This window comes from Bradyrhizobium rifense (assembly GCF_008123425.1).
In the GTDB taxonomy this organism is placed as follows: Bacteria; Pseudomonadota; Alphaproteobacteria; order Rhizobiales; family Xanthobacteraceae; genus Bradyrhizobium; species Bradyrhizobium rifense.
The window spans coordinates 165,417-189,323 of record NZ_VSSS01000024.1; the positions used below are offsets into that span (position 1 = coordinate 165,417).

A 23,907-nucleotide genomic window follows, 5' to 3' on the forward strand; every position below is an offset into this window, starting at 1 on the left:
CCTCGCTCCATTTCTTTCTTGAGGAAAATGTACATATATGTGAATTTATCTGTCAAGTATATGAACTATGCATGGGGCTATGCGCCTATCGGCAGAGCGATCGAATTGACATCCCCACTTTCTGAATTCTTACTCCACGTATATGAATTCACTCGAGGCCCTATGGGACCGCTCGCCGGCTTCACCATTCTCGACCTGACTTCGGTGCTGATGGGCCCCTATGGCACCCAGGTGCTGGCGGACATGGGCGCTGACATCATCAAGGTCGAAAGCCCCGAGGGCGACATCGTTCGCCAGATCGGCCCCGGCCGCACGCCCGGCATGGGCGGGATGTTTCTCAATGCCAATCGCGGCAAGCGCAGCATCGTGCTCGACCTCAAGAAGAAGGAAGGCCGCGAGACGCTGTTGCGGCTGGCGAAGAGCGCCAACGCGCTGGTCTATAATGTGCGCCCGCAGGCGATGGCGCGGCTCGGCCTCGACTACGAGACGCTGGCCGCGGTCAATCCATCGCTGGTCTATGTCGGCGCGTTTGGCTACGGCCAGTCAGGCCCCTATGCCGCCAAGCCCGCCTATGACGATCTGATCCAGGGCGCCGCCACTATTCCCACACTGCTCGCGGCGGCCGGCGACGGCACGCCGCGCTACGTTCCTGTCACCATCGCCGACCGCATCGTCGGGCTCATGATGGTGAATGCGATCATGGGAGGCCTGATGCACCAGCAACGCACCGGCGTGGGCCAGCGTATCGACGTGCCGATGTTCGAGTCCATGACCGAATTCGTGCTGGTCGATCATCTCGGCGGCCTGACCTACGATCCGCCGCTCGACCATGGCGGCTACGCCCGTCTGCTCTCGCGCTATCGCCGGCCCTACAAGACCAGCGACGGCTATCTCTGCGTGCTCATCTACAACGACAAGCACTGGCGGAGCTTTTTCGAGGCGATCGGGCAGCCGCATTTCCTCGAGCAGCCGCGCTTTGCCAACCACGCCGCGCGCACCAAACACATCGACGATATCTACGAGGAGATCGGCCACATCTTCCTGACGCGGACGACCGTGGAGTGGCGTGAACTCTTGGAGCGTGCCGATATTCCGGTGATGCCGATGCACACGCTGGAGACGATCCTTGAGGATCCGCATCTCCAGGCGATCGACTTCTTCAAAACGGTGGATCACCCCGTGGAGGGCCGCATCCGCCAGATGCGCGTGCCCTCCACCTGGAGCGTGACCCAGCCGGAGCCCGCCGGCCCGGCGCCGACACTTGGCCAGCACGGCCGCGACATTTTGCGCGAGGCCGGCTTCTCCGCGGACGAGATCGAACGGCTCATGGAGCAGAAAGCAGTTCATCTGGCGGCGCCGCCCTAGAGGCAGGCGCTGGCCAAATCGCAGGACAATAGGGAGGAAACCGCGATGGCCGGACTTTATTTCGAGGACTTTTCCGTGGGCCAGGAGTTCAGGCATCCGCTGACCCGGACTGTCACGGAAATGGACAACACCATGTTCAGCCTGCTGACGCTCAACCCGCAGCCGCTGCACATCGACGCGCACTTCTCCGCAAAGACCGAGTTCGGCCAGCGCATTTTCAACAGCCTTTACACCCTTGGCATCATGATCGGCATGACGGTCTATGATACGACCATGGGCACCACCGTCGCCAATCTCGGCATGACCGACGTGACTTTTCCAAAACCGGTCTTCCATGGCGACACCTTGCGGGCGACGACGAAGGTGCTTTCGTTGCGGGAATCCAAATCGCGCCCCAAGGCGGGCATCGTCGAATTCGAGCACCACGCCTTGAACCAGAACGACGAGATCGTCGGCAAATGCCGACGCATGGCGATGATGCACAAGAGGCCGGTCTGATGCGTTCGATGCTGTTCGTGCCGGGCGATTCCCCGCGCAAATTCGGGAAGGCGAGCGAAGGCAAGGCCGACGCGCTGATCATCGATCTCGAGGATTCCGTCGTCACCGACAAGAAGCCGGAGGCACGCGGGCTGACGCTCGCCATGTTGAAGGGCCGGAGTGGCCCGCATCAGCTCTATGTCCGCGTCAATGCGCTCGACACCGGCATGACGCTTGCCGATCTCGCCGCGGTGATGCCGGGCAAGCCCGACGGCATCGTGCTGCCCAAATCACAAGGCGGCGACGACGTGCGGCAGGTCGCCACCTGGCTCGAAGCCCTGGAGGCGGCCGCCGGCATCGCGGTCGGCACGACGCGCATCGTTTGCGTCGCGACGGAGACCGCCAGTTCGATCTTCGGCCTCGGCAGCTACAAGGGCTGCTCCCCTCGCCTCGCCGGCTTGATGTGGGGCGCGGAAGATCTCTCGGCTTCGCTCGGCGCGACCGAGAAGGCGTCGGGCGGTGTGTTCCACAGTCCGTATCGCCTCGCGCGCGACCTCTGCCTGATGGCGGCGGCCGCAGCGGAAGTGGCACCGATCGATACGGTCTATACCGACATCGACAATCTCAACGGCCTCGAGCAGGAGACGCGCGCAGCGCGTCGCGACGGGTTTTCGGCGAAGGCGCTGATCCATCCAAAACATGTCGATGTCGTCAACGCGGCGTTCGCGCCGACGGAGGCTGAGCGCATCTGGGCGGAGAAGGTGATCGCGGCCTTCGCCAGCAATCCGAACTCCGGCACGCTGCGGCTCGACGGCCAGATGATCGACAAGCCGCATCTTCGCGCCGCGAAGAATATCCTCGGCCAGATCTAGATCGGAACGCCGACACCATGATCGTTCGCCAAGCCGCAAACGTCCTGGAGATCATGGAATTCTTCGCACAAACGAGGAAGCCGGCGACGCTTGCCGAAATCGCCGATCATTTCGGCTGGCCGCGCTCGTCGACCTTCAACCTGCTCGCGACGCTGTCGGAGAAGGGCTATCTCTACGAACCGCGGCCCCGCGCCGGGTTCTATCCAACGCCGCGGTGGCTGGCGATGGCGCGGATGATCTCCGAGGTCGAGCCGCTGCCGCCATGGACGCACACGCTGATTGCCGATCTCTCCGCCGAGACCGGCGAGACCGCGTCCATCGTAGCACCGGCCGGCGTCAGCGCGGTGTTTATCGACGTCGTCGAGTCGCAGGCGGCGATCCGCTATTTCGCCACCATCGGCCACCGCGTGCCGATCCATGCCACGGCCAGTGGCCGGGCGCTGCTGCTGCAATATTCACCCGAGGAGCGCGACTCCGTCTATCGCAAGATCGAGTTCAAGCAATACGGCCCATCGACCCCGATCAGCATCGAGGCAGTCGAGGCCGAGCTGCGCAATTCGATCTCGCGTGGCTATTGCCAGAGCTTTGCCGACTACAGCCGCGACCTCGCGGGAGCGGCGATCCCGCTGCCGATTGGTGACCGCAGGCTCTCCGTCGTCGTCGCAGGGCCGGAGTTTCGCATCGGGCCAAAGGTGGCGGAAGTTGCCGCGCTGATCGCGCGGACGGTCGACCGTCTGCGGCCGAAAACGGCGGCTTAGGATCGCTTCAGTCAAATCCCTGAACGGGTGGCGTCGTGGTCTCCGCCGGCGCCGCAGGCGCAGCTTGGGCCGGTGGCACCACGGGGGCGGCCTGGACCGGCGGATTGCTCGCAGCTCTCATCTGGCCGTTGGCCTCCATCGCCTGGCGCGTGCGCGACGGAGCGGTGGTCGCAGCGACAGGGGGCGCCTCACGACGTGACGGCTGCCGATGTCTCGCCGAATGCGAACCTCTCACGCCCCATGACCTGGCGATCGAAGGTCCGGCGGTATAGCCGATCACTGCACCCGCGACGGCACCGACCGGACCGAGCACGACGGCACCCGACACTGCGCCTAACGCCGCAGAGCCAGCGCGCTCCTGCGCAGCGGCGCTTGCCGGCACGCCAGCCAGCAGCACGATGGCCGTGATCAGAGCTTTGTTCATCGGAGCGCCTCCCTCTCGGGAGATCACTCTTACTCAAATATGGCCGCAGCGGGTTTGTTCGTGGCCCAACACGGGGCAATCGCGGATGGAACTCCGGCAATTCAAAGGCTTGCGCCGCGGCTTCCGCGCTACGGCGCGACCTTGTCACTGGTAAATCCATTACCGTCGAGCGCGCGACGGACCGTGCCGTCGGCCTTGGCGTCATCCAGGAAATGCGCAGCCCAGGCCTTCGCTGCAGCCTTGCCCTTGGGAACGACCACGACCACACCGGTCGACTGGATCACCTCGTCCAGCACCTTCGTTCCCGGCAGTTTTCGCGAAAGGTCGTCCAACGCGCCCATGCCCATCGCGAGCGCATCGAGCTCGCCCTTGCCGATCAGCGCGGCCGCCTCTTCCGGCCTCACAAATTTCGTGAGCTTCGCCTGCTTCAGCGACTTTTCGACCGTGCGCGACGTCGACGTTCCCTCGATGCAGCCGACCCGGATGCCCGCGCGATCGACATCTGCAAGTGAACGGATGTCCGAACCGGCGCGCACGAGATAGCCGCTCATATAGGCGACGTAAGCGGGGCCCTGGTCGACGAACGCCTCGCGCTTGACGTCGGCCGGCATGAAGGACAGATCCCAGGCGTCCTTACCGCTGACGGCGGCGATTTCGTCCGAGCTCTGGTACTCGACCAGCTGTAGCGGCACATGCAGCTTGTCGGCGGCCGCCTTCGCGAGCTCGACGGTGACGCCGCGCGGCTTTCCGGTTGCGGGATCGCGCGTCGTCCAGAACGCTGAGGCCGCCGGACCGACGGCCACCGCCACCCGCAACGTCTCGCTCGGCGCGACGTCGCTTGGCCCATCGGCCTTTGCTGCGGTGACGGCAAAGGCAAGGCTCAAAGTGGCGATCACTGCATGCCGCAACATGTACACCTCCACCCGCCCATTCGCGGGATCGTCAGACGATCTTGATCGACATGTCGGGCAGGCCCTCGAGCTTGCACAACAGCACGTCGCCCTTCACCACCGGCCCGACATTCTCCGGTGTGCCGGAATAGATGATGTCGCCGGCCTTGAGCTCGAACGCTTCCGAGAGCTTTGCGATCTGCTCGGCGACGCTCCAGATCATCTTGCTGAGATCCGAGCTCTGCTTCACGGTGCCATTGATCGCGAGCGATATCGCGCCCTTCTCGAAATGGCCGGTCTTGCTTGCAGGATGGATCGGGCCGATCACCGCGGCGTGGTCAAAGCTCTTGCCGATCTCCCACGGCTTTTTCTCCGCGGCCATGCCGTTCTGGAGATCGCGCCGGGTCATGTCGAGGCCGAGCGCGTAGCCATAGACGTGGTCGAGCGCCTTCTCGGCCGGGATGTTGGCGCCGCCGGATTTCAACGCGGCGACCAGCTCGACCTCGTGATGATAGTTCTTGGTCAGCGACGGATAGGGATGGTCGGCGACCTCGCCGACCGCGACGTTCTGGATCGCGTCGGTCGGCTTCTGGAAGAAAAACGGCGGCTCGCGGTTCGGATCCGAGCCGCGCTCGATCGCGTGCGCGGCGTAGTTGCGGCCGATGCAGTAGATACGCCGGACCTGGAACACCTGGGTCTCGCCGACGATCGGGATCGCAACCATCGGCACCGGAAAGATCGGCTTGGGTGTGGCCTGCGCTGCGGCCGACGCCGTGTCAGCGAGGCCCGCAGCGGTCATCGCTGCTGCGGCCGTGAGCACGTTGCGTCGGGTGGTTTCTGTCATGGCTTCACTCCCTGATCTCTTTTCTTCTCGGACCGCCAGTCATAGAGGCAAACAATGGGCGGGCCAATGCCCCGCCCTGTACGTCTTAAGTCGCGACGCGATCGAAGAAGGCGCGAACCTTCTGCGCGCAGACGTCAGGGTCGGTTGCCGCCACGTGATAGGAATCGCCGGGCAGCACGTCCAGCTTCGAGCCCGGGATCGTTTCCTGCCACGCCTTCACCGAAGCGACGTCGCCGAGACCCGACCCGGTCGTCGTGATCACGAGCGTCGGCCGCTCGATGGACGGAAGCTCGCCGGTGACGTCGACGGTCGGCACCATCTGCAGGAACGCCTCCAGCGTCGACGCCTTGGTCTTCGACATCAGGCTGATCCACCAGTCGAGCGCGGCCGGCGGCAGCGACGAGCCGAGCCGTCCAGCGGTGGTCTCGCGAACCCAGGCCTCGACGCCCTGCTCGCGGATCTGTTTGCGCCAGGTCGGCGCTCGCTCGTTGAACGAGGTGAGCGACGCCGGTGCCCCGACCGCGGCCGTCGCGACCACACGATCCGGGTGTTTGGCCGTGAGATGCATCGCCAGCGTGCCGCCGATCTTGCCGCCGACCAAGAACACGCGGTCGAGATTCAGCGCGTCCAGCATCCGGATGATGTCGTCGCCAAGGCCGGCGAAGCGATAGACATAGTCACCCTGCATCGGCGTCGAATCGCCGTAGCCGCGCAGATCAGGCCGCACCACGAGATGATGCGTGGCGAAATACGGCACCCAGCGCCGGAACGCCTCCCCGCTCTCGGCAAGCCCATGCAGCATCACGACCGGCGGCTTGGTGTCCCATGGCAGGAGATAATCGGCGATGCGAACTGCAAGCTCGCAATCGTCGCTGACACCGATCTTCCGCAGTTCGCTAGCCATCAGATACACCTCGTTCCACCGCCATCGATATTGATGCAGGTACCCGTAATGAAGGATGCGCGATCCGAACAGAGGAATGCAACAAGCCCGGACACTTCATGCGGCTGCCCAACGCGACCGAGCGGAACTGAAGCAATGGCAGCGGCATTCGTCGTGCCCTGATCCTGCCCCGAGATCGCGGCGCCCTGCGAAATGAGGCTGTCCCAGCGATCGGTCTGCACCGGACCGGGATTGACGCCGGTGACCAGCACATTGTCCGGCGCGCATTCCTCGGCGAGCGCCAGCGTGAAGTTGAGGAGCGCTGCGTTGACCGCCCCGCCCGCCATATAGGCGGCACGCGGCTGATGCCCGCTGCGGCCGATGATGTTGATGACACGGCCCCAGCGGCGGTCGCGCATCTCCGGCAGCACGTTGCGCGCGCAGCGCATGTAGCCGAGCAGTTTTAGCTCAATCGACTTGGCCCAAATCGCATCCGGCGTTTCCGCGATCCGGCCCATCGGCGAGGCGCCGGCATTGTTGACAAGGATGTCGACGCGGCCGAAAGCCTCGCGCGCAGTATCCATCGCGCGGACGATGTCGTCCGGCTTGGTCATGTCGCCGGCGCACGCGATTACACGCCGGCCGGTATCGCGCGACATGTCCTGCGCGGACGCGGCAAGACGTTCGGCGTCGCGCGCGACGATGACGACATGCGTCTGCTCGCGCGCAAGCTCGGCGGCGATGGCACGGCCGATGCCGATGCTGCCGCCGGTGACGACGGCAACCTTGCCGCCCAGATTCAGATCCATGACGCGCCCCTCAGTCCACAGTGGCGCCGGAGGCTTTGACAAGCTTGCCCCACTTTGCAGTCTCATCCGTCATGAATTGCCCGAACGCATCGGCGAACACCGTGCCGGGCTCGGCCCCGAGCTCGGCAAGCCGCTTCTTGACGTCAGGCATCTTCAAGATGGTTTCGAGCTCGCCGCTCAGCTTGGTGAGCGCCGGTGCAGGCGTTTTCGCCGGAGCCACCAAACCGAACCAGGACGAAGCCTCGAAGCCAGGAACAGTCTCGGCAACCGTCGGCGCGTCCGGCAGCGCTTCCGCGCGCTTGGCACCGGCGACCGCAATCGCGTTGATGGCTTTGCCCTGCACTTGCGGCAGCACCGCCGGCATGTTGTCGAACATGAACGGGATCTGACCCGCGAGCAGATCGTTCATCGCCGGCGCCGCGCCACGATAGGGCACATGGACGATGTCGATGCCGGCCATGCTCTTGAGCAACTCGCCCGCAAGGTGGTTGGTCGATCCGATACCGGACGAGCCAAAATTCAACGTCCCCGGCTTGGCCTTGGCAAGCGCGATCAGCTCGCCGACATTCTTCGCCTGCACCGACGGATTGACGACCAGCACGATCGGCACCGAGGCAATCAGCGCCACCGGAGCAAAGGCTTTAGCGGGATCGAACGGCAGCTTCTTGTAGAGGGAGCCGTTGATGGTCAGCGGCGGCGGCGCGGTCAGCAGCAGGGTATAACCGTCGGCCTCTGCGCTCGCGACCGCCTCGGCGCCGATATTGCCGCCGGCCCCGCCACGGTTCTCGACCAGGAAATTCTGGCCGTTCCGCTCGGTCAGCTTCTGCGCGACGATACGGGCGATGATGTCGTTGGAGCCGCCGGCCGGGAACGGCACGATAATCTTGACGGGCCGGGAGGGATAATCCTGCGCACCCGCAGCGCCGGAGAACAGAACGGCCGCACAAGCGGCCAGAAAGGTGCGTCGCATAACCCCGCGCATGGGCACTTCCTTGATGTTTGTCTTGTTGTTGATAGACTTGTCACGCCGTCAGCAAGGGCCTCAGCTTGCCTACGTCGTCCAGCCGCTCGAGATTGCCGATCTGCTCGATCAGCTTCTCGGCCCTGTCGCTGCCCAGCACCGGCGCAATCAGATCCCGCGTCTTCGCCGCGACGGCGTCGGTGCTCAGCGGATTCTCCTTGGTGCCCGGCGGATATTTCGTGAAGTGCTCGACCTTCTTGCCATCGGTCAATGTCACCTCGACGACGGCGCCGCGCGGCGCGGCCGGATCCATCAACGCCTTGTCGCCGGCGAGTGTCACCTTGGCGCGCTGCTCCAAAATCTTTGGATCGTGCATCAGCGCGACATCGTGGCTGTCGTTGAACGACACAGCGCCCTTGACCAGCGCGACCGCCACGAGGTGCTGGCAATTGACATCAGGCATCGCGCTTTCGCCTACAATCCCCATCGCATCGGTCGGCAACTTGACCAGGATGCTACGAACGTTATCTGGCGTGAGGCTGTGCTGTTTTCGCAGCGTCAGCATCGCATCCAGCGGCGACTGGATAGGATAGCCGACCGAAAAGGTCTTGATCGCGGTTTCCGTGACATAGAAGAGCTTGCCGAGATCCTTCACCATCTCCTCCGGCTTCGGATCGGTCGAGAGCGCGATGAAGAGATTATGGGTGCCGTCGAGCACGTCGTCGACGCCGGTCAGGCCGTTGAGAACCATGTCGACCGCCATGACGCCGTTGCGGGCGCCCATGCCGGCGAAGTCGAAAGCCTTCTCGATGTGATCGTGGTCCTTCACCCAGCTCCACAGGCCGGAGACCTGCTGCGAGGAGTAGGAAATCGCGTAGCGCATCCCCTTCTCATCAAGTCGCGCCAGCGAGGCGGCAGCGCCGAGCGCGCCGAAGGTCGATGACGTTCCCTCGGCGCTGCGGTGCGTGCCGCGCACGAGATCCGGGCCCAGCGCCATCAGTAAGCGGCAGGTCAAATCGTAGCCGAGCGCGACGGCACGAATGACATCCTGTCCGCTACGATGCTCCCGCTCGCCGAGAGCAAGCGCGGCCGGCACCACCGAGCATCCCGGATGTGCCTTGGTGACGGGTTCGAAATCATCGGTCTCGTCGGCATGGGCGCACATTGCGTTCGCCAGGGCCGCGTTGACCGCCGTGGTGCGGAAGTCGGAGCCGACCACGGAGGCCTGGGCGTCACCGCCGAGCGTACGCACATATTTCAGCGCCATCTCGCCCGGCTTCATACGCGAACCCGAGATCATCGCGCCGAGCGTATCGAGGATGCGGTGCTTGCATTCGCGCAGCACCTGCTCGGGCAGCTCCTGATCCCGCGCAGCGACCATGTAGCGGGCGAGCCGCTCCGTCACGCCCGGGCCGGCCGCGACAGCCGAACGGCCACCGGTGGCGGCCAGAGCGGCAACCGAGCCGGCGGATTGCAGGAAATGTCGGCGTGACGGCATGCTTCTCTCCCTCGCGATCAGACCGCGACCGACATCTTTGCGATCTCTGCCGCGCTCGGCAGGTTCTCGACATTCCAGCAGGCGTCCATCACGCGCCGGATGGTCGCGGCGGGAATGATGCCGTCGGCAAGATCGGAGAACTTGGTTTCGAGCTGCTTGTCGGTCATCGGCACCTCGACGCTGCCGATCGCGTGCTCGATGTAGCGGTTGAGCTTGCGGCCGTCCTTGAGCACGATGGTGAGATCGACCTGCTCCGGCTTGATGCCGGGGGTGATGATCGGATTGACCTTGCCGCGCAGCGCGACGATGGTCGGATCGGTCACCGCGCGGTCGCTGAACTGCTTCTCTCCGCCGGCGCCCTCGACGATGGCCACCGCCACCGCATGGTAGATGCTGAACTTGCCTTCGAGGCCCTGGCTCGGCGTCTTCTTGCCGGTCAGCTCCAGCACCAGCGGGTGGACCTTGAGATCGACCCGCTCGATCTGGTCGGCGGTCAGCTTGTTCTCGTTGCGGAGCTGGATCGCCGCATCGATCGCGGGATGAATGACGATGCCGCAGGCAAACGGCTTGTAGGTGTTGAGCGCCGCCTCATAGCGTTTGCCGAGGTCGCCGAGGATCTCGTTGTAGTCCTGCTTGGTGCTGATCGCGTTGGCCCAGCCGCGCTTGGCCTCGATCATCGCATCGGACGAGGTGAAGTTCTTCGAGGCCAGGATGGCCGCGAAGATGCCGCTGGAGGCGGCACGGCCCGGATTAAAGCTCTTGTTCATCGAGCCGAAGGATTCACGCAAGCCGACCGGCTGCGACGCGGCGAGGCCGAGCGCCCAGGTCATCTGCTGCTCGTTCAGCTTCAATAGCTTGCCGACGGCCGCGGCCGAGCCGAACACGCCGGCCGTGCCGGTGATGTGCCAGCCGACATCGTAATGGTTTGGGTAGACCGAGTTGCCAATCCGGCACTCGGTCTCGACGCCGAGCACCAGCGCGTTGAGGAATTCCTTGCCCGAGACCGGCTGCATTTCCGACAGCGCGAGGATCGCCGAGGCGACGGGACCGACCGGATGGATGATTGTCTTCAGATGCGTGTCGTCGTAGTCGAAGATGTGGCTCGACACGCCATTGATGAAGGCGGCGTTCATGATGTCGAACCGCTCGCGCCGCCCGAACAGCGAGGCCTGCTGCGGCCCGGAGAACGGACCGAGCGCGGACACCGCGATATCGACCGTCTCGTGATGCGAGCCGCCGATGGCGACGCCGACCCAGTTCAGCAGCGTGCGGACGCCTTCTTTCCGGACATTGGCCGGCAGGTCATCATAGCTCGCGGTGACGAGGTAGTGCGCCAATGCGCGCGTGACGTCTTTCGGCGGCGCCACGGCCGGCGTTTGCGCAAAGGTAGCGCCGGGGCCGACAGTAACGAGCGGCAGCGCGGCCGCCGCCTGGAGCAGGGTCCTGCGATCAGTGCGCATAAGCGGCCTCCTTGACCTTGATCGACACCAGCTTTGCGGCGAGACGCACCGCGCTCTCCAGCGCACCGGTATTGGCAACACCGGTTCCGACGATGTCGAACGCCGTGCCGTGCGACGGCGTGGTGAAGACGGTCTCGAGCCCGGCGGTGACGGTGACGCCGCGGTTGAAGCCGCGCAGCTTGGTCGCGATCTGGCCCTGGTCGTGATACATCGCGACCACGCTGTCGAACTCGCCGGCGAAGGCGCGGATATAGACGGTGTCGGCGGGATAAGGCCCAGTGCAGGCGATGCCGGTCTTGGCGGCGGCTTCGACGGTCGGGCGGATCATCTCGATCTCGTCGCGGCCGAACAGGCCGTTCTCGCCGGCATGCGGATTGAGCGCCGCGACCGCGATGCGCGGCTTGGCGACGCCGGCTCGCCGCATCATGCGGTCCACCAGATCGATCGCATCGGTGATGCTATCCGGATTGATGCCGTCGAGCGCCTCGCGCAGCGACTGGTGCCCGGTGACGCGCGACATCCACTGCCCGTCGAGCACGTTCATCTCGGAGAAATAGGTCTTGTGGCCGAGCAGGCTCGCGAACATCTTGTGCTCGTCGGGAAACTTCCAGCCGCCGTCGAACATCGCGCGCTTGTTGAGGGGCGCGAAGGTGATGGCATCAACCTCGCCAGCCTTTGAGAAGTCGATCGCGCGCGACAGCGTTTCGCCGGTCAGACGGCCGGATTCGGCACTGGCCTTGCCCAGCGGGATTTTGCCGGGATCGGTATTGCCGAGATCGACGAGCTGCACCGTGCCACGGCTCCAATTGGCGGCCTTGGGCGAGGCAATTCGCTCGACCTTCAGCTTCACGCCGGCATGTTCCATGCCCATGTCGAGCACGCGGGCATCGCCGACCACGACGAGGCGCGCGACGTCGGCGAGGCGGTCGTCGGAGAGGATGCGCGCGATCTGTTCGGGCCCGATGCCGGTGCAGTCACCGGGGGTCAGCGCGATGACGGGCAGTTCATTGGTGCTGGTAGCCATATTGGAGACCCTGGATCCTTACTTCGCTTGCTGGATTTGTGCGGCGGACTGAGCCCAGTCCTCGCGATTGAATTCGCCGTCCCACTTCGCGACAACGATCGAGGCGACCGCATTGCCGATGGTGTTGGTGACGGCGCGCCCCAGCGACATGAAACGGTCGATGCCGAGCAGCAGCGCCAGTCCTTCCGCCGGCAGCCCAGCGGCGACGACGGTCGCGGCGAGGGCTGCGAACGCGCCGCCGGTAACCCCGGCTGCGCCCTTGCTGGTGAACAGCATCACCACGAACAAGCTGAGCTGCTGCCCGGCCGACAGCTCGACGCCATAGACCTGGGCGACGAAGATGGTCGAGAGCGGCAGCGTCAGTGCAACGCCGTCGAGATTGAAGGAATAGCCGGAGGGAATGACGAGACCAGCGACAGCACGCCCCACGCCCGCCTTCGGCAGCTTTTCCATCATGCCGGGGATGGCGGTTTCAGACGACGACGTGCCGAGCACCACGAGCAGCTCGGTGCGCAGCAGGCGCAGGAGGTCCATCAGACGAATGCCCACCAGGCGGCAGATGGTGCCGAGGATGACGAAGATGAAGAACGCCATCATCGCCCAGGCGGTGCCGACCAACATCGCCAGCGCATAGAGCGTCGCGGCGCCGAACTTCGCGACCGTGAACGCCATGGCCCCGAACGCGCCGATCGGCGCCAGCGCCACCACGACATGGACGACGCTGAAGACGAGCTCGGTGATACGCTCCAGGCCCGTCCGCAGCGGGGCGGCCTTCTCGCCGAGCAGCAACAGGCCGATGCCACAGAGCAGCGCCAGCACGAGAACCTGAAGCACGTCGCCGGCCGCGAACGCGCCGACGAAGCTCTCCGGCACCATGTGCTGGATGTAGGCCGACAGCGAACCGACATGGGCTTGCTGAAAGCGCGCGACCGTCTCGGCCTGCTGCGCTGTTGCGTGTGCGACGCCCGCACCGGGCTGGACCCAGCGTACCACGACGAAGCTGATCAAGAGGCAGATCGTCGTCACCACCTCGAAGTAAGCAAAAGCCTTGAGCCCGATACGTCCGACCGCCTTCATGTCGCCGACCTGCGCGATGCCGGTGACCACGACCAGGAAGATCAGCGGCGCGATCGTCATCTTGATCAAGGAAATGAAGACATCGCCGAGCGGCTTGAGCTCCACCGCAAAGTTCGGAAACAGGGCGCCCAACAGTGCGCCAAGCGCCGCACCTGCGACCACCAGAACATATTGCTCGCGCCACAGCGGCTTGCGGCGGCGTTCGGACGTGGCGCTTGGAATAGGCTCAGACAGCGGCGCTGCGGCGATCTGCAATTTACGTTCCTCCAACGACATCGGCGCGCCATGCGTCGATGGCGCTTTGTTCTTATCTCTCGATGCGGTTTACATTGGACCAGCGGCCCTTCCGGCGCTAATGCCGTATCGGTATGATTTGAGGACAAAACGTCATCATGGACCTGGTCTGGCTGGAGGACTTCCTTGCCATCGCCGAGGAGGGCGGGTTCTCCCGCGCCGCCGAGCGACGGCATGTGACCCAGCCGGCGCTGAGCCGCCGTATCAAATCGCTCGAGGAGTGGCTGGGGACGCAGCTGTTCGAGCGCTCGACCCACACCATCACGCTCACGTCCGCCGGCGAGAGCTTTCGCCCCGTCGCCGAGGACGTGCTGCGCCGGGTGCTGGTCGGACGCGAGGAAGCGCTCGAAGTCGCGCGGCTGAAGGCCGAGACCATCACCTTCGTCGCCACGCATTCGCTGTCGCAGACCTTCTTCCCGGAATGGATCCGCAACTCCGACGGCGCGCGCGACGGCTCGGCCGTGCAGCTCGTCGCCTCGAATTTCGCCGGCTGCGAGAAGCTGCTGCTCGACGCGCAGGCGCATTTCATGCTGGCGCACTACCATCCGTCGCTGGTGAGCCGGCTCGACATGGACCGCTTCCAGCGCATCGATCTCGCCACCGACGTGCTGATCCCGATCAGCGCGCCGGCGGCTAAGCCCGGCCGCGGCGGACGGCGCAGCAAGAGCGCGCAACCGCGCTACGCCCTCCCCGGCGCATCCGGCGCGCCACTGCCCTATCTCGCCTATCACCCAGGCTCGGGCGTGGGACGGCTTGTCACATCGTTCCTGGCGGCAAAGGATCCGACGGCGTGGCTCGTTCCGGGCTTTGCCGCGCCGGTCATGCTGCTGATCGACATGGCCCGCGAGGGGCGCGGCGTGACATGGGCGCCGATGAGCCTCGTCCGCGCCGATCTCGACACTGGCCGCCTGCTGCGTGCGGGCGGCGGGGAATGGGACATTCCGATCAATGTCTCGCTGTTCCGCACCCGCGCCCGCATGACCCGGGCGGCCGAGACTTTCTGGAATTCAGTGCGCAAGGGCCGGCCGGGCGTGAAATCGGCCGCATCTGCGTCTCGGGCCAGGTGAACCTTAGCAAGTGAGCCCTAGCATGGAACTTGCATAAATTCTGGGCGACATGGACGCCGCATGAACCTCATCAGTCTCGACATCCGCATGCTCAGGTCGCTGATCTCGGTGGTCGAGACCGGCAGCATCACCGAGACCGCGCGACGGCTGGGCCGCACCCAGCCGGCGATCACGCTGCAATTGCAGCGGCTGGAGGAGCTGACCGGCAAGCAGCTGTTCGAGCATGGCGGCCGCAGGCTGATCCTGACCGACGACGGCACCACGGTCCTCACCTACGCCAAATCCATCCTGAGGTTGCATGACGAGCTGATCTCGCAGCTGGCGTCGCAGGAGATCGAGGGCCAGGTCGTGCTCGGCACGCCCGATCTCTATGCGGCATTCATGCTGCCGCAGATTCTCAGCGTGTTCCGAAAATCCTTTCCGCGCGTGCAGGTCGAGCTCAACTGCGCGCTGTCGACCCCGCTGGTCGGTCTCGTCAAGCGCGGCGATGTCGACATCGCGCTCGTCACCCGCATGAATGATTTCACCGGCGGCCAGGTGGTGCGGCGTGAGCAGCTGGTGTGGATGACCGGCGAGCAATCCGCCGCCCACCAGGAACGCCCGATCCCGCTCGCGCTCTTGCCGCCCGGCAACATCTATCGCGACTACGCCATCGATACGCTGGAGCGCGCGAATTTGCGCTGGCGCATCGCCTGCGTCAGCGAGAGCGTCGGCGGACTGCAAGCCGCGGCCTTTGCCGGCATGGCCGTCACCGTGCTCGGCCGCAGCGCGCTGGTGCCGGCGATGCGCGAGATCGGCCCGAACGAGGGACTGCCGCCGCTGCCGAAGATCGAGCTGCTGCTCTACAAATCGAGCGGCGCCACCTCGAAGGCGGCGACCGCGCTGCACGACTATCTCGCACACTATCTGCGGCTCGACGAAGAGCTCAGCGGCCGCGGCGCGCCGATCGAGCTGGGCTAGGCCCGCAAGAACGCGAAAACAACCCCATGCACAGTAGAATGGCCCTTGTTTGCAAAGGGGTTTTTCGCTCTCCCCTCCGACTAACGTAATGCCACCTGCGGCCAGAACTTGGCCCAGGGCTGCGCCTGCTCGAAGGCGGCTGCGATGCGGAAGATCGTGGGCTCATCGAGCCAGGGCGCGATGATCTGAAGTCCGATCGGCATGCCATCGCGATCAAAGCCACAGGGCAGCGTCGCAGCCGGCAGGCCCGCGAGATTGATCGGCCAGGTGAAGGGCGACCAGCCGAGATGCGGATCGACCTGGCTGCCGTCGATCTTGTCGACGCCGATCCGGCCGGCCTCGAATGCGGTCACCGCGACGGTGGGTGTCACCAGCGCATCGACGCGCTCGAACAATTTCAGGAACGCATTGCGGGCCTGGCCGCGCCGGTAGCTGGCTTCGATATAATCCGTGCCGCTGTAGTGTCGGCCGGCACTGACGACATCGCGATAGTCGGCCTCAGAACCGGCGAGATCAGCCGTGGTCTTGCTCGCCACCGCAGCCGCCTGCTCGGTGAAGGCGATCGGCTTCAGCGTGTGCTCGAGAATGCCGGGATCGAGGCCCGGACCATCCATGGTGACCTGCGCGCCGCAGGAATCAAGAACGGCGAGCGCCTTGCCAAATGCCGCGCAGACGTCGGGGCTGACGGCGGCGTAGCCGAGATCGGCGCTGGCGCCGATACGAATGCCATCGAGGCGCCCTGCGTTGGTGTCGAAGCGGCGGGACGGTACCGGCAGACTCGCGGCATCGCGCATGTCGTAGCCCGCAATGATCTCCAGCGTCAGCGCGGCATCCGCGACCGTGCGCGTGATCGGTCCGGTGTGCGCGAGCGAGGCCCAGGACGGCGGCGAGAAGCCGGGCGAGCGCGGCACGAGGCCAAAGGTCGGCTTCAGCCCGAACACGCCACAGAAGGACGACGGCACGCGGATCGAGCCGACGCCGTCAGTGCCGATCGCGATAGGGCCGCAACCGGCGGCGACGCCCGCCGCCGCACCGCCGCTCGACCCGCCGCTGGTGCGGCCGGGATTCCAGGGATTTCGCGTTGTGCCGGTGAGCGGGCTATCGGCCGTCAGCTTGTAGCCGGACTCGCAGGTCGTGGTCTTGCAGGTGATGATCGCACCGGACGCCTTCAGCGCCGACACCACGGCGGCATCGGCCTCGGGCACAAAGCTCTTGTTCATCGGCGAGCCGGCGTAAGCCGGCACACCCGCGACGAAGACGAGATCCTTGATCGTGACGGGCACGCCTGCGAGCGGCCCCTTGGCTTCGCCCGCACGCATCTCCCTGGTGACGCGGTCGGCCTCCGCCCTCGCCTGCTCGTACATCGGTGTCACCACCGCATTGCAGGCTTCATTCGTGGCTTCGAGCGCGGCAATGGTGTCATCGACGACGTCACGTGGCGTGAACGCCTTGCGGCGGTAGCCGGCCATGATCTCGTTAGCAGAAAGCGCGCCAAGGCCAGTCGGCGCCGGCGGGAAGGCCGCTCGGCCGGAACCATCAGTCATCATCAACCCTAAGAGCTAGCTGAGCGCCGCGTCGACGGCGCGCTTGGCCATCACCGTGACGAGATGCGCACGGTAATCGGCTTCAGCGTGGATATCGGAGGTGAGACCGTCGTTGTCGATCTTGATCGCCGCGATTGCGGACGGATCAAAATTCTCCGACAGCGCCACCTCCATCGGCGGCACGCGGAATACGCCGGGACCCGCGCCTGTTACGGCGACGCGGACGCCATCAGCGAATTTCGCGACGAACACGCCGACCAGCGCATAACGCGACGCAGGCGCCTTGAACTTTGAGTAGCCTGCCTTGAGCGGCACGGGAAAACGGATCGCGGTGATGATCTCGCCCGGTTCAAGCGCGGTCTCGAACAGGCCGAGGAAGAACTTGTCAGCCGCGATCTCGCGCGTGCTGGTGACGATGATCGCGCCGAGACCGAGCACGCCGGCCGGATAATCCGCCGCGGGATCGTTGTTGGCGACCGAGCCGCCAATGGTGCCGCGGCTGCGCACCGCGGGATCGCCGATCATCGAAGCCAATGCCGCGAGCCCGGGGATTTTGGTCTGCACAAGCTCGGAGGCAGCCACCACGGCATGCGGCGTCATCGCCCCGATGGTGATGGTGGCGCCGTCGTCGGTGATGCCCTTGAGAGATCCAAGCTTTGAAAGGTCGACCAATGCGACCGGGCTCGCCAGTCGTTGCTTCAGCGTCGGGATCAGCGTCATGCCGCCGGCGACGAGCTTGCTGTCCTCGATCGAGGTCAAAAGCTTGGCCGCATCCGGAATCTGGTCGGGCTGGTGATAGGCAAATGGTTTCATTGTTGTGCTCCTATTCCGCGGCGACCGGCAGCGACGCGTTCTGCAACAGGCGCCAGATCCGGTTCGGCGTCGCCGGCATGTCGACATGGGTGACGCCGAGATGCGACAGCGCATCGACCACGGCGTTGATGACGGCGGCCGGCGAGCCGATGGTGCCGACCTCGCCACAGCCCTTCACGCCCATCGGCGTATGCGTGCAGAGCGTGGAGTGGGTCGAGATCTTCATCATCGGCATGTGGTCGGCGCGCGGCATGCAGTAGTCCATCAGCGAACCCGAGAGCAGCTGGCCCGAGCCTTCGTCGTAAACCGCGTTCTCGAACAGCGCCTGGCCGACGCCCTGGACGATGCCGCCGTGCAGCTGGCCCTCCACGATCATCGGGTTGATGACCGTGCCGACGTCGTCCACTGCTGTGTAATTGACCAGCGTCACCGTGCCCGTCTCGGGATCGACCTCGACCTCGGCGATGTGGCAGCCGCCGGGATAGGTGAAGTTGACGGGATCATAATAGGCCTGCTCTTCCAGTCCCGGCTCCAGCACCTCGAGCGGATAGTTGTGAGGCACGTAAGCGGCGCCCGCGATATCCTCGAACGACTTGATGCGGTCCGTACCCGCGACCGAGAAGTTTCCGGCCTCGAACTGGATATCGACTTCGGCGGCCTCGAGCAGATGCGCCGCGATCTTCTTGCCCTTGGCGATCACTTTGTCGGTCGCCTTCGACAGCGCAGCACCGCCCACCACCAGCGAGCGGGAGCCATAGGTGCCCATGCCGAACTGCACGCGGTCGGTATCGCCGAACACGATGTCGACATTCTCAAAGGAGACACCAAGCTTCTCCGACACGATCTGCGCAAAGGTCGTCTCGTGGCCCTGGCCATGGTTGTGGGTACCGATCATGACCGTGACCTGGCCGGTCGGATGCACGCGCACCGTGGCGCTCTCGTAGAGACCGCCGCGCGCGCCCAGCCTTCCTGCGAAGCGCGACGGTGCAAGACCGCAGGCCTCGACATAGGTGGAATAGCCGAGCCCGCGGAATTTGCCTTTGCTCGCGGAGGCCGCCTTGCGGATGCCAAAACCCTTCACGTCGGCAGCAACCAGCGCGCCGTCGAGGCATCCCATCGGATCGCCGGAATCGTACTGCACCAGCACCGGCGTCTGGTAGGGATAGGCCTCCTTCGGGATCATGTTGCGGCGGCGGATCTCGACGCGGTCGATGCCCATCTCGCTGGCGGCGACATCGACGATGCGCTCCAGCACGAAGGTCGCTTCGGGACGGCCAGCGCCGCGATAGGCGTCGACCGGCACGGTGTTGGTGAAGACGACCTTCACATTGCAGTAGATCGCGGGCGTGGTGTAGACGCCGCCGAGCAAGGGACCGTAGAGATTGGTCGGGATGTTCGGCCCGAAGGTCGAGAGATAGCCGCCCATATTGGCGAGCGTATTGACGCGAAACGCCAGGAACTTTCCGTGTTCATCCAGCGCAAGCTCGGCTTCGGTGACGTGATCGCGGCCGTGGCGATCGGAGACGTAGCCTTCCGAGCGGCTCGCGACCCATTTGATCGGCCGCTTCACCCGCTTGGCGGCCCAGGTGATCACGGCTTCTTCGCCGTAGTGAAACTGCTTGACGCCGAAGCCGCCGCCGACGTCGGGCGCAACCACGCGGAGCTTGTGCTGCGGGATGTTCAGCACCAGCGCGCCCATCAGGAAGCGCACGACATGCGGGAACTGGCTGGTGGTCCACAGCGTGAAGCGGTCCGTGCCCGGCTCGTATTCGGCGATCGCCGCGCGCGGCTCCATCGGATTGCCGATCAGGCGGTTGTTGACCAGGCTGAGCTTTGCGACATGCGCGGCCTTGCGGAACGCGGTCTCCACCGCGGCCTTGTCACCGAGCTCCCAGTCGCAGCAGATGTTGTTCGGGACGTCGTCGAAGAGTTGCGGCGCGCCGGGCCTGACGGCTTCCAGCACGCCGACCACGGAGGGCAGCACCTCGTAGTCGATGGTCAACAGCTCGGCCGCAGCATCGGCCTGCTCCGGCGTCTCGGCGATGACGAAGGCGACCATGTCGCCGACGAAGCGCACTTTACCCTGCGCCAGCATCGGGAATGGCGGCTCCTTCATCGGCACGCCCTTGGCGTCCGAGATGCCCCAGCCACAGGGCAACGAGCCCAGCTTGTCGGCCGCGACATCCTCGCCGGTCAGGACCGCGATGATTCCGGGCGATGCCAGCGCCGCAGCCTTGTCGATGCCGCGCAGGATCGCATGTCCGTGCGGCGAGCGCACGAACACGCCCGCGGTCATGCCCGGGCGCTTGATGTCGGAGACGTAGTTGCCGCGGCCGGTGAGGAAGCGCTGGTCTTCCTTCCGCTTCGGTGAGGCGCCGATGCCGATCACATTGCCCATGGTCACTCTCCCTTGGCGGCGTTCATGGCGGCGGCGCCGGCCATCACGGAAACCACGATGTTCTGGTAGCCGGTGCAGCGGCAGATATTGCCTTCGAGGCCATGACGAACCTCGGCCTCGGTCAGATCTGGTTTCCCCGTGGCGAGCGCGACCGCGGTCATCAGCATGCCGGGCGTGCAGAAGCCGCATTGCAGGCCGTGATGCTCGCGAAACGCCTCCTGCATCGGATGCATCTGGTTCGAGCCGGGCGCTCCTTGCAGACCTTCGATGGTGAGCAAGGTCGCGCCATCGAGCGCGGGCGCCAGCAGCGTGCAGCTCTTCACCGGCAGACCGTTGAGATGCACCACGCAGGCGCCGCACTGGCTGGTGTCGCAGCCGATATGGGTGCCCGTGAGATTGAGCTGCTCGCGCAGCAGCTCGGTGACGAGCGTCGCGGGTTCGACATCCACGGTGGTGGGCCGGCCGTTGAGTGTGAAGGATATCTGCAAGGTCATACTCCTGCGCGACGGGGCTTTAGGCGAGTGGAAGCGCGCTGCCGGTGGCCCATGTGGCCATGACGACATCGCCGACGGTGAAGGGATCTGCGAAGAAGGTCTTTTCCGGCACGTAGGCCACGAACTCGTCGTCCGGCACGGTGTCGAGCATGACCTTGACGAAATAGCCCTGGTATTCGATCGCCAGCACGCGGCTCGGCAGCGACGTGGTATAGCCGGGCGGCAAGTCCCGGCCCGGCCTGACCAGCGCAACGTCGTCGCGGCGCACGGCGATATCGACCTTGTCGCCCACGCTGACGGTCGGGCGCGCCTGAAGCGGCACTTCTATGCCATCCGGCGCGACCTGCGCGAGCGTGAAGCTGGCGCCGTTGACCTTCTCGACCCGACCGGAGAGCACGTTCTGGCCGCCCATGAACTCGGCGACATAGCGATCGTGTGGATGGGCGTAGACATCGCGCGCCGCGCCCGCCTGCTTGATCTTGCCCTGCTCCATCACCACCACGAGATCCGCCAGCGCGATCGCCTCGAGCTGGGTGTGGGTGACGTGAATGAAGGTGATGCCGAGCTCCTGCTGCATCCGTCGCAGCTCCTGGCGCATCTGCACCCGGAGCTGCTCGTCGAGCGCGGACAGCGGCTCGTCGAGCAGCAACACGCGCGGCTCGGTGATCGCGGCGCGCGCCAGCGCGACCCGCTGCTGCTGGCCGCCGGAGAGCTGCGCCGGCAGGCGGTCGGCGAATTGCGTCAGCCGCACCTTCTCGATCATGGCATCCGCAGCGCGCAGGCGGTCGGTCTTGGACATGCCGCGCACGCGCAGCGCAAAGGCGATGTTCTCACGGACCGTCAGATGCGGGAACAGCGCGTAGGACTGGAACATCATCGCGGTGCGCCGCTGCACCGGGGCGAGGCCAACGACGTTCTGGCCGCCGATCACGATCTCACCCGCGGTCGGGTCTTCATGGCCCGCGATCATGCGCAAAATCGTGGTCTTGCCGCAGCCGGAGGGACCGATGAAGCAGCAATAGGCACCGTCTGCGATCCTGAGATTGACGCCGTCGACCACATAGGTCGCGCCGTCAAAGCTCTTGCAGACGCCTGCCAGTTCGATATCGCCGCGATCGTTCTTCATTCCCAAATCAACCCTTGCTCAACCCTTGGCCTGGCTGCCGCGCTTCTTCTGGATCAGCACGATGCTGCCGAGACTCGCGCCGATGACGATGAAGGAAACGATGGTGGTGACCGTGCCGAGCGCATAAAGCGAGGGCGAGGTGACGTTCAGCGTCATGCTCCAGATCTCCAGCGGCAGTGTATTCAGCGAGCCGGCCGTCTGGAGGCTGCGGGCGAACTCGTCGTAGGACAGCGTGAACCCGAACAGCGCGACCGCGACGAGGCCGGGTGCGAGCACCGGGATCATCACCAGCCGGATCGACTGCCAGCGGCTGGCGCCGAGGTCGTAGGCCGCCTCCTCCCAGACATGGTCGAAGCGCGACATCACCGCGAACATCACGAGCACGCCGAACGGCAGCGTCCAGGACAGCTGCGCGCCAAGCGCCGAGCTGTACCAGCTCGCATTCAGGCCGAGCGCCTGGAACAGGAGACCCGTGCCGAGGCCGAGCACGAGGCCGGGCGCGACCAGGCTGCCGATCATCATGTAGAAAACAAAAGTGTCGCCGCGAAACCGCTTGCGGAATCCGAGGCCGGCGAGGAACGACACCACCACCGTGATGACAGTGACGATGACCGCAAGCTTGATCGAGCGGTCGAACGAACCTTTGACGTCGCCGGTCCGTACCTGGGTGAAGAGATCGACGAACCAGTGCAGCGAGTGGCCCTTCATCGGAAACACCAGGCCGCCGCGGATATCCTGGAACGACAGGATGTAGATGCAGAACATCGGGCCGTAGAGCGCGATCACGTAGAGGCCAAAGAGTGTGGCCAGCACGTAGAACGTCCAGGGACGCCCGCCTTTGCTCGGCGCGATCGCCTTGGACGTCGCGGGCGCAACCGTTTCGGGCATGTCGGCGAGAACCGCGCTCATCGCGTGATCTCCTGCCGGATATCGACCGTGCGCAGGATCAGCGAGACGATCGCGACCAGCACCAGCGTCAGCAGCACGGCGCTTGCCGCCGCGGTCGGATATTGCAGCACGCCGACGTCTTCGTAGAAGGCGCTGACCACGGAGGCCGAGCCGCCGCCGGACATCACCTTGACCACGAAGAAATCGCCCATCACGATCGAGACGACAAAGATGGTGCCGAGCGCGATGCCGCTCTTGGACATCGGCACCACGATCAGGCGCATGATGTCGAAGCGGCTGGCGCCGGCGTCGATCGCGGCCTCGATCAGCTTCTTGTCGATCCGCGCCATGGAATTGAAGATCGGCACGATCATGAAGATCGTGAGCTGGTGGACATAGGCAATGACGACGGCGAGGTCGGAAAACAGCAATACTTCCAGCGGTTGATGGATGACGCCCATCGCCAGCAGCGCCTGATTAATCAGGCCTTCCTTGCCGAGCAGCGGGATCCAGGAAATCATCCGGATGATGTTCGAGGTCCAGAACGGCACCGTGCACAGCAGGAACAGGCCGATCGCCAGCAACTGGTTGCGCACGTGGAACACCAGGAAATAGGCGACGAAGAAGCCGATGATCAGCGTGAAGACCCAGGTCAACACGGTGAACTTGATGGTCGCCAGATACAGTTTCAGCGTCAGCGCCGAATGCAGCACCTCGACATAGCTTGCCAGCGTGAAGCCCGGCGTCAGCCCGCCAAAGCCGTCGGTGGCGAAGAAGCTCGCTGCGAGCACGACCAGGATCGGCGCCACGAAGAACGGCACGAGCACCAGAACCAGCGGCGACACATAAAGCCAGCCGGCGAGATTGGAACGCGATGGAGCTTGAGCTGAGCTCGAACTTGGCTGCATATCAGCAAATGCCTCGAAGTCGATCTTGCCGCACCGGCGCGTGACGGCGCCGGTGCATCGCTTGGGTCAGGGA

At 65.0% G+C, this 23,907-nt stretch carries 23 protein-coding genes; 6 read left to right on the forward strand and 17 right to left on the reverse strand.

The window, feature by feature from the left end:
- Positions 1–162 precede the first annotated feature (162 nt).
- From FXB40_RS14510 to FXB40_RS14525, 4 genes are read left to right on the forward strand one after another with little or no spacing between them, the layout of a single operon-like run.
- Positions 163–1,365: a CaiB/BaiF CoA transferase family protein gene (locus FXB40_RS14510; RefSeq protein ID WP_148772863.1), complete on the forward strand. Its 1,203-nt coding sequence runs from the start codon at positions 163–165 to the stop codon at positions 1,363–1,365.
- 9 nt (positions 1,366–1,374) lie between these two features.
- A complete protein-coding gene (locus tag FXB40_RS14515; protein WP_347339764.1) occupies positions 1,375–1,863 on the forward strand; it encodes a MaoC family dehydratase in 489 nt (162 codons plus the stop codon).
- On the forward strand, positions 1,863–2,714 hold the full coding sequence (locus tag FXB40_RS14520) for an HpcH/HpaI aldolase/citrate lyase family protein (RefSeq protein WP_187436881.1): 852 nt from the start codon (positions 1,863–1,865) through the stop codon (positions 2,712–2,714). The genes FXB40_RS14515 and FXB40_RS14520 overlap by 1 nt, the downstream gene beginning before the upstream one ends.
- 17 nt (positions 2,715–2,731) lie before the next feature.
- Positions 2,732–3,472, forward strand: coding sequence for an IclR family transcriptional regulator (locus FXB40_RS14525; RefSeq protein WP_148772866.1), 741 nt, complete (start codon positions 2,732–2,734; stop codon positions 3,470–3,472).
- 7 nt (positions 3,473–3,479) lie between these two features.
- Here FXB40_RS14525 and FXB40_RS14530 read toward each other — a convergent pair whose 3' ends face one another.
- From FXB40_RS14530 to FXB40_RS14575, 10 genes are all read right to left on the reverse strand, one after another.
- On the reverse strand, positions 3,480–3,896 hold the full coding sequence (locus tag FXB40_RS14530; protein ID WP_187436882.1) for a hypothetical protein: 417 nt from the start codon (positions 3,894–3,896) through the stop codon (positions 3,480–3,482).
- Between the two features lie 128 nt (positions 3,897–4,024).
- Positions 4,025–4,807: a transporter substrate-binding domain-containing protein gene (locus FXB40_RS14535; protein WP_148772868.1), complete on the reverse strand. Its 783-nt coding sequence runs from the start codon at positions 4,805–4,807 to the stop codon at positions 4,025–4,027.
- A 31-nt stretch (positions 4,808–4,838) separates the two neighbouring features.
- On the reverse strand, positions 4,839–5,630 hold the full coding sequence (locus FXB40_RS14540) for a fumarylacetoacetate hydrolase family protein (RefSeq protein ID WP_148772869.1): 792 nt from the start codon (positions 5,628–5,630) through the stop codon (positions 4,839–4,841).
- An 85-nt stretch (positions 5,631–5,715) separates the two neighbouring features.
- A complete protein-coding gene (locus FXB40_RS14545) occupies positions 5,716–6,534 on the reverse strand; it encodes an alpha/beta fold hydrolase (RefSeq protein ID WP_148772870.1) in 819 nt (272 codons plus the stop codon).
- Positions 6,534–7,322 (reverse strand): SDR family NAD(P)-dependent oxidoreductase, encoded by a 789-nt coding sequence (locus FXB40_RS14550; protein WP_148772871.1) that lies wholly within the window; start codon positions 7,320–7,322, stop codon positions 6,534–6,536. The genes FXB40_RS14545 and FXB40_RS14550 overlap by 1 nt, the downstream gene beginning before the upstream one ends.
- Positions 7,323–7,332: 10 nt before the next feature.
- Positions 7,333–8,304 (reverse strand): Bug family tripartite tricarboxylate transporter substrate binding protein, encoded by a 972-nt coding sequence (locus FXB40_RS14555; RefSeq protein WP_148772872.1) that lies wholly within the window; start codon positions 8,302–8,304, stop codon positions 7,333–7,335.
- 40 nt (positions 8,305–8,344) lie between these two features.
- Positions 8,345–9,781 (reverse strand): MmgE/PrpD family protein, encoded by a 1,437-nt coding sequence (locus FXB40_RS14560; protein WP_148772873.1) that lies wholly within the window; start codon positions 9,779–9,781, stop codon positions 8,345–8,347.
- 17 nt (positions 9,782–9,798) lie between these two features.
- Complete coding sequence (locus FXB40_RS14565) at positions 9,799–11,241, reverse strand: MmgE/PrpD family protein (protein WP_148772874.1); 1,443 nt, start codon at positions 11,239–11,241, stop codon at positions 9,799–9,801.
- The gene (locus FXB40_RS14570) at positions 11,231–12,265 is read right to left on the reverse strand and encodes a PdxA family dehydrogenase (RefSeq protein ID WP_148772875.1); all 1,035 of its coding nucleotides are present in this window, start codon (positions 12,263–12,265) and stop codon (positions 11,231–11,233) included. Before FXB40_RS14570 ends, FXB40_RS14565 begins: the two co-directional genes overlap by 11 nt.
- An 18-nt stretch (positions 12,266–12,283) precedes the next feature.
- The gene (locus FXB40_RS14575; RefSeq protein ID WP_246207608.1) at positions 12,284–13,597 is read right to left on the reverse strand and encodes a cation:dicarboxylate symporter family transporter; all 1,314 of its coding nucleotides are present in this window, start codon (positions 13,595–13,597) and stop codon (positions 12,284–12,286) included.
- A 137-nt stretch (positions 13,598–13,734) separates the two neighbouring features.
- Here FXB40_RS14575 and FXB40_RS14580 point away from each other — a divergent pair, with 137 nt between their 5' ends.
- Both FXB40_RS14580 and FXB40_RS14585 read left to right on the forward strand, forming a co-directional pair.
- Entirely contained in the window at positions 13,735–14,703 is a 969-nt protein-coding gene (locus FXB40_RS14580) for a LysR family transcriptional regulator (protein ID WP_148772877.1), read from the forward strand.
- Positions 14,704–14,763: 60 nt separating this feature from the next.
- Positions 14,764–15,663 carry a LysR substrate-binding domain-containing protein gene (locus FXB40_RS14585; protein ID WP_148772878.1) on the forward strand — a complete coding sequence of 300 codons (900 nt, stop codon included), beginning with the start codon at positions 14,764–14,766 and terminating at the stop codon, positions 15,661–15,663.
- Between the two features lie 80 nt (positions 15,664–15,743).
- Here FXB40_RS14585 and FXB40_RS14590 read toward each other — a convergent pair whose 3' ends face one another.
- The 7 genes from FXB40_RS14590 to FXB40_RS14620 are packed head-to-tail and all read right to left on the reverse strand — an operon-like array spanning position 15,744 to position 23,834.
- Positions 15,744–17,207 (reverse strand): amidase, encoded by a 1,464-nt coding sequence (locus FXB40_RS14590; RefSeq protein ID WP_148772879.1) that lies wholly within the window; start codon positions 17,205–17,207, stop codon positions 15,744–15,746.
- A gap of 15 nt (positions 17,208–17,222) precedes the next feature.
- A complete protein-coding gene (locus FXB40_RS14595; protein ID WP_148772880.1) occupies positions 17,223–18,020 on the reverse strand; it encodes an FAD binding domain-containing protein in 798 nt (265 codons plus the stop codon).
- Between the two features lie 10 nt (positions 18,021–18,030).
- Complete coding sequence (locus FXB40_RS14600; RefSeq protein WP_148772881.1) at positions 18,031–20,418, reverse strand: xanthine dehydrogenase family protein molybdopterin-binding subunit; 2,388 nt, start codon at positions 20,416–20,418, stop codon at positions 18,031–18,033.
- A 2-nt stretch (positions 20,419–20,420) separates the two neighbouring features.
- On the reverse strand, positions 20,421–20,912 hold the full coding sequence (locus FXB40_RS14605; protein WP_187436883.1) for a (2Fe-2S)-binding protein: 492 nt from the start codon (positions 20,910–20,912) through the stop codon (positions 20,421–20,423).
- 19 nt (positions 20,913–20,931) lie between these two features.
- Positions 20,932–22,038, reverse strand: coding sequence for an ABC transporter ATP-binding protein (locus FXB40_RS14610; RefSeq protein ID WP_148772883.1), 1,107 nt, complete (start codon positions 22,036–22,038; stop codon positions 20,932–20,934).
- 18 nt (positions 22,039–22,056) lie between these two features.
- Positions 22,057–22,947 carry an ABC transporter permease gene (locus FXB40_RS14615; protein ID WP_148772884.1) on the reverse strand — a complete coding sequence of 297 codons (891 nt, stop codon included), beginning with the start codon at positions 22,945–22,947 and terminating at the stop codon, positions 22,057–22,059.
- The gene (locus tag FXB40_RS14620) at positions 22,944–23,834 is read right to left on the reverse strand and encodes an ABC transporter permease (protein ID WP_148772885.1); all 891 of its coding nucleotides are present in this window, start codon (positions 23,832–23,834) and stop codon (positions 22,944–22,946) included. Before FXB40_RS14620 ends, FXB40_RS14615 begins: the two co-directional genes overlap by 4 nt.
- Positions 23,835–23,907 lie beyond the last annotated feature (73 nt).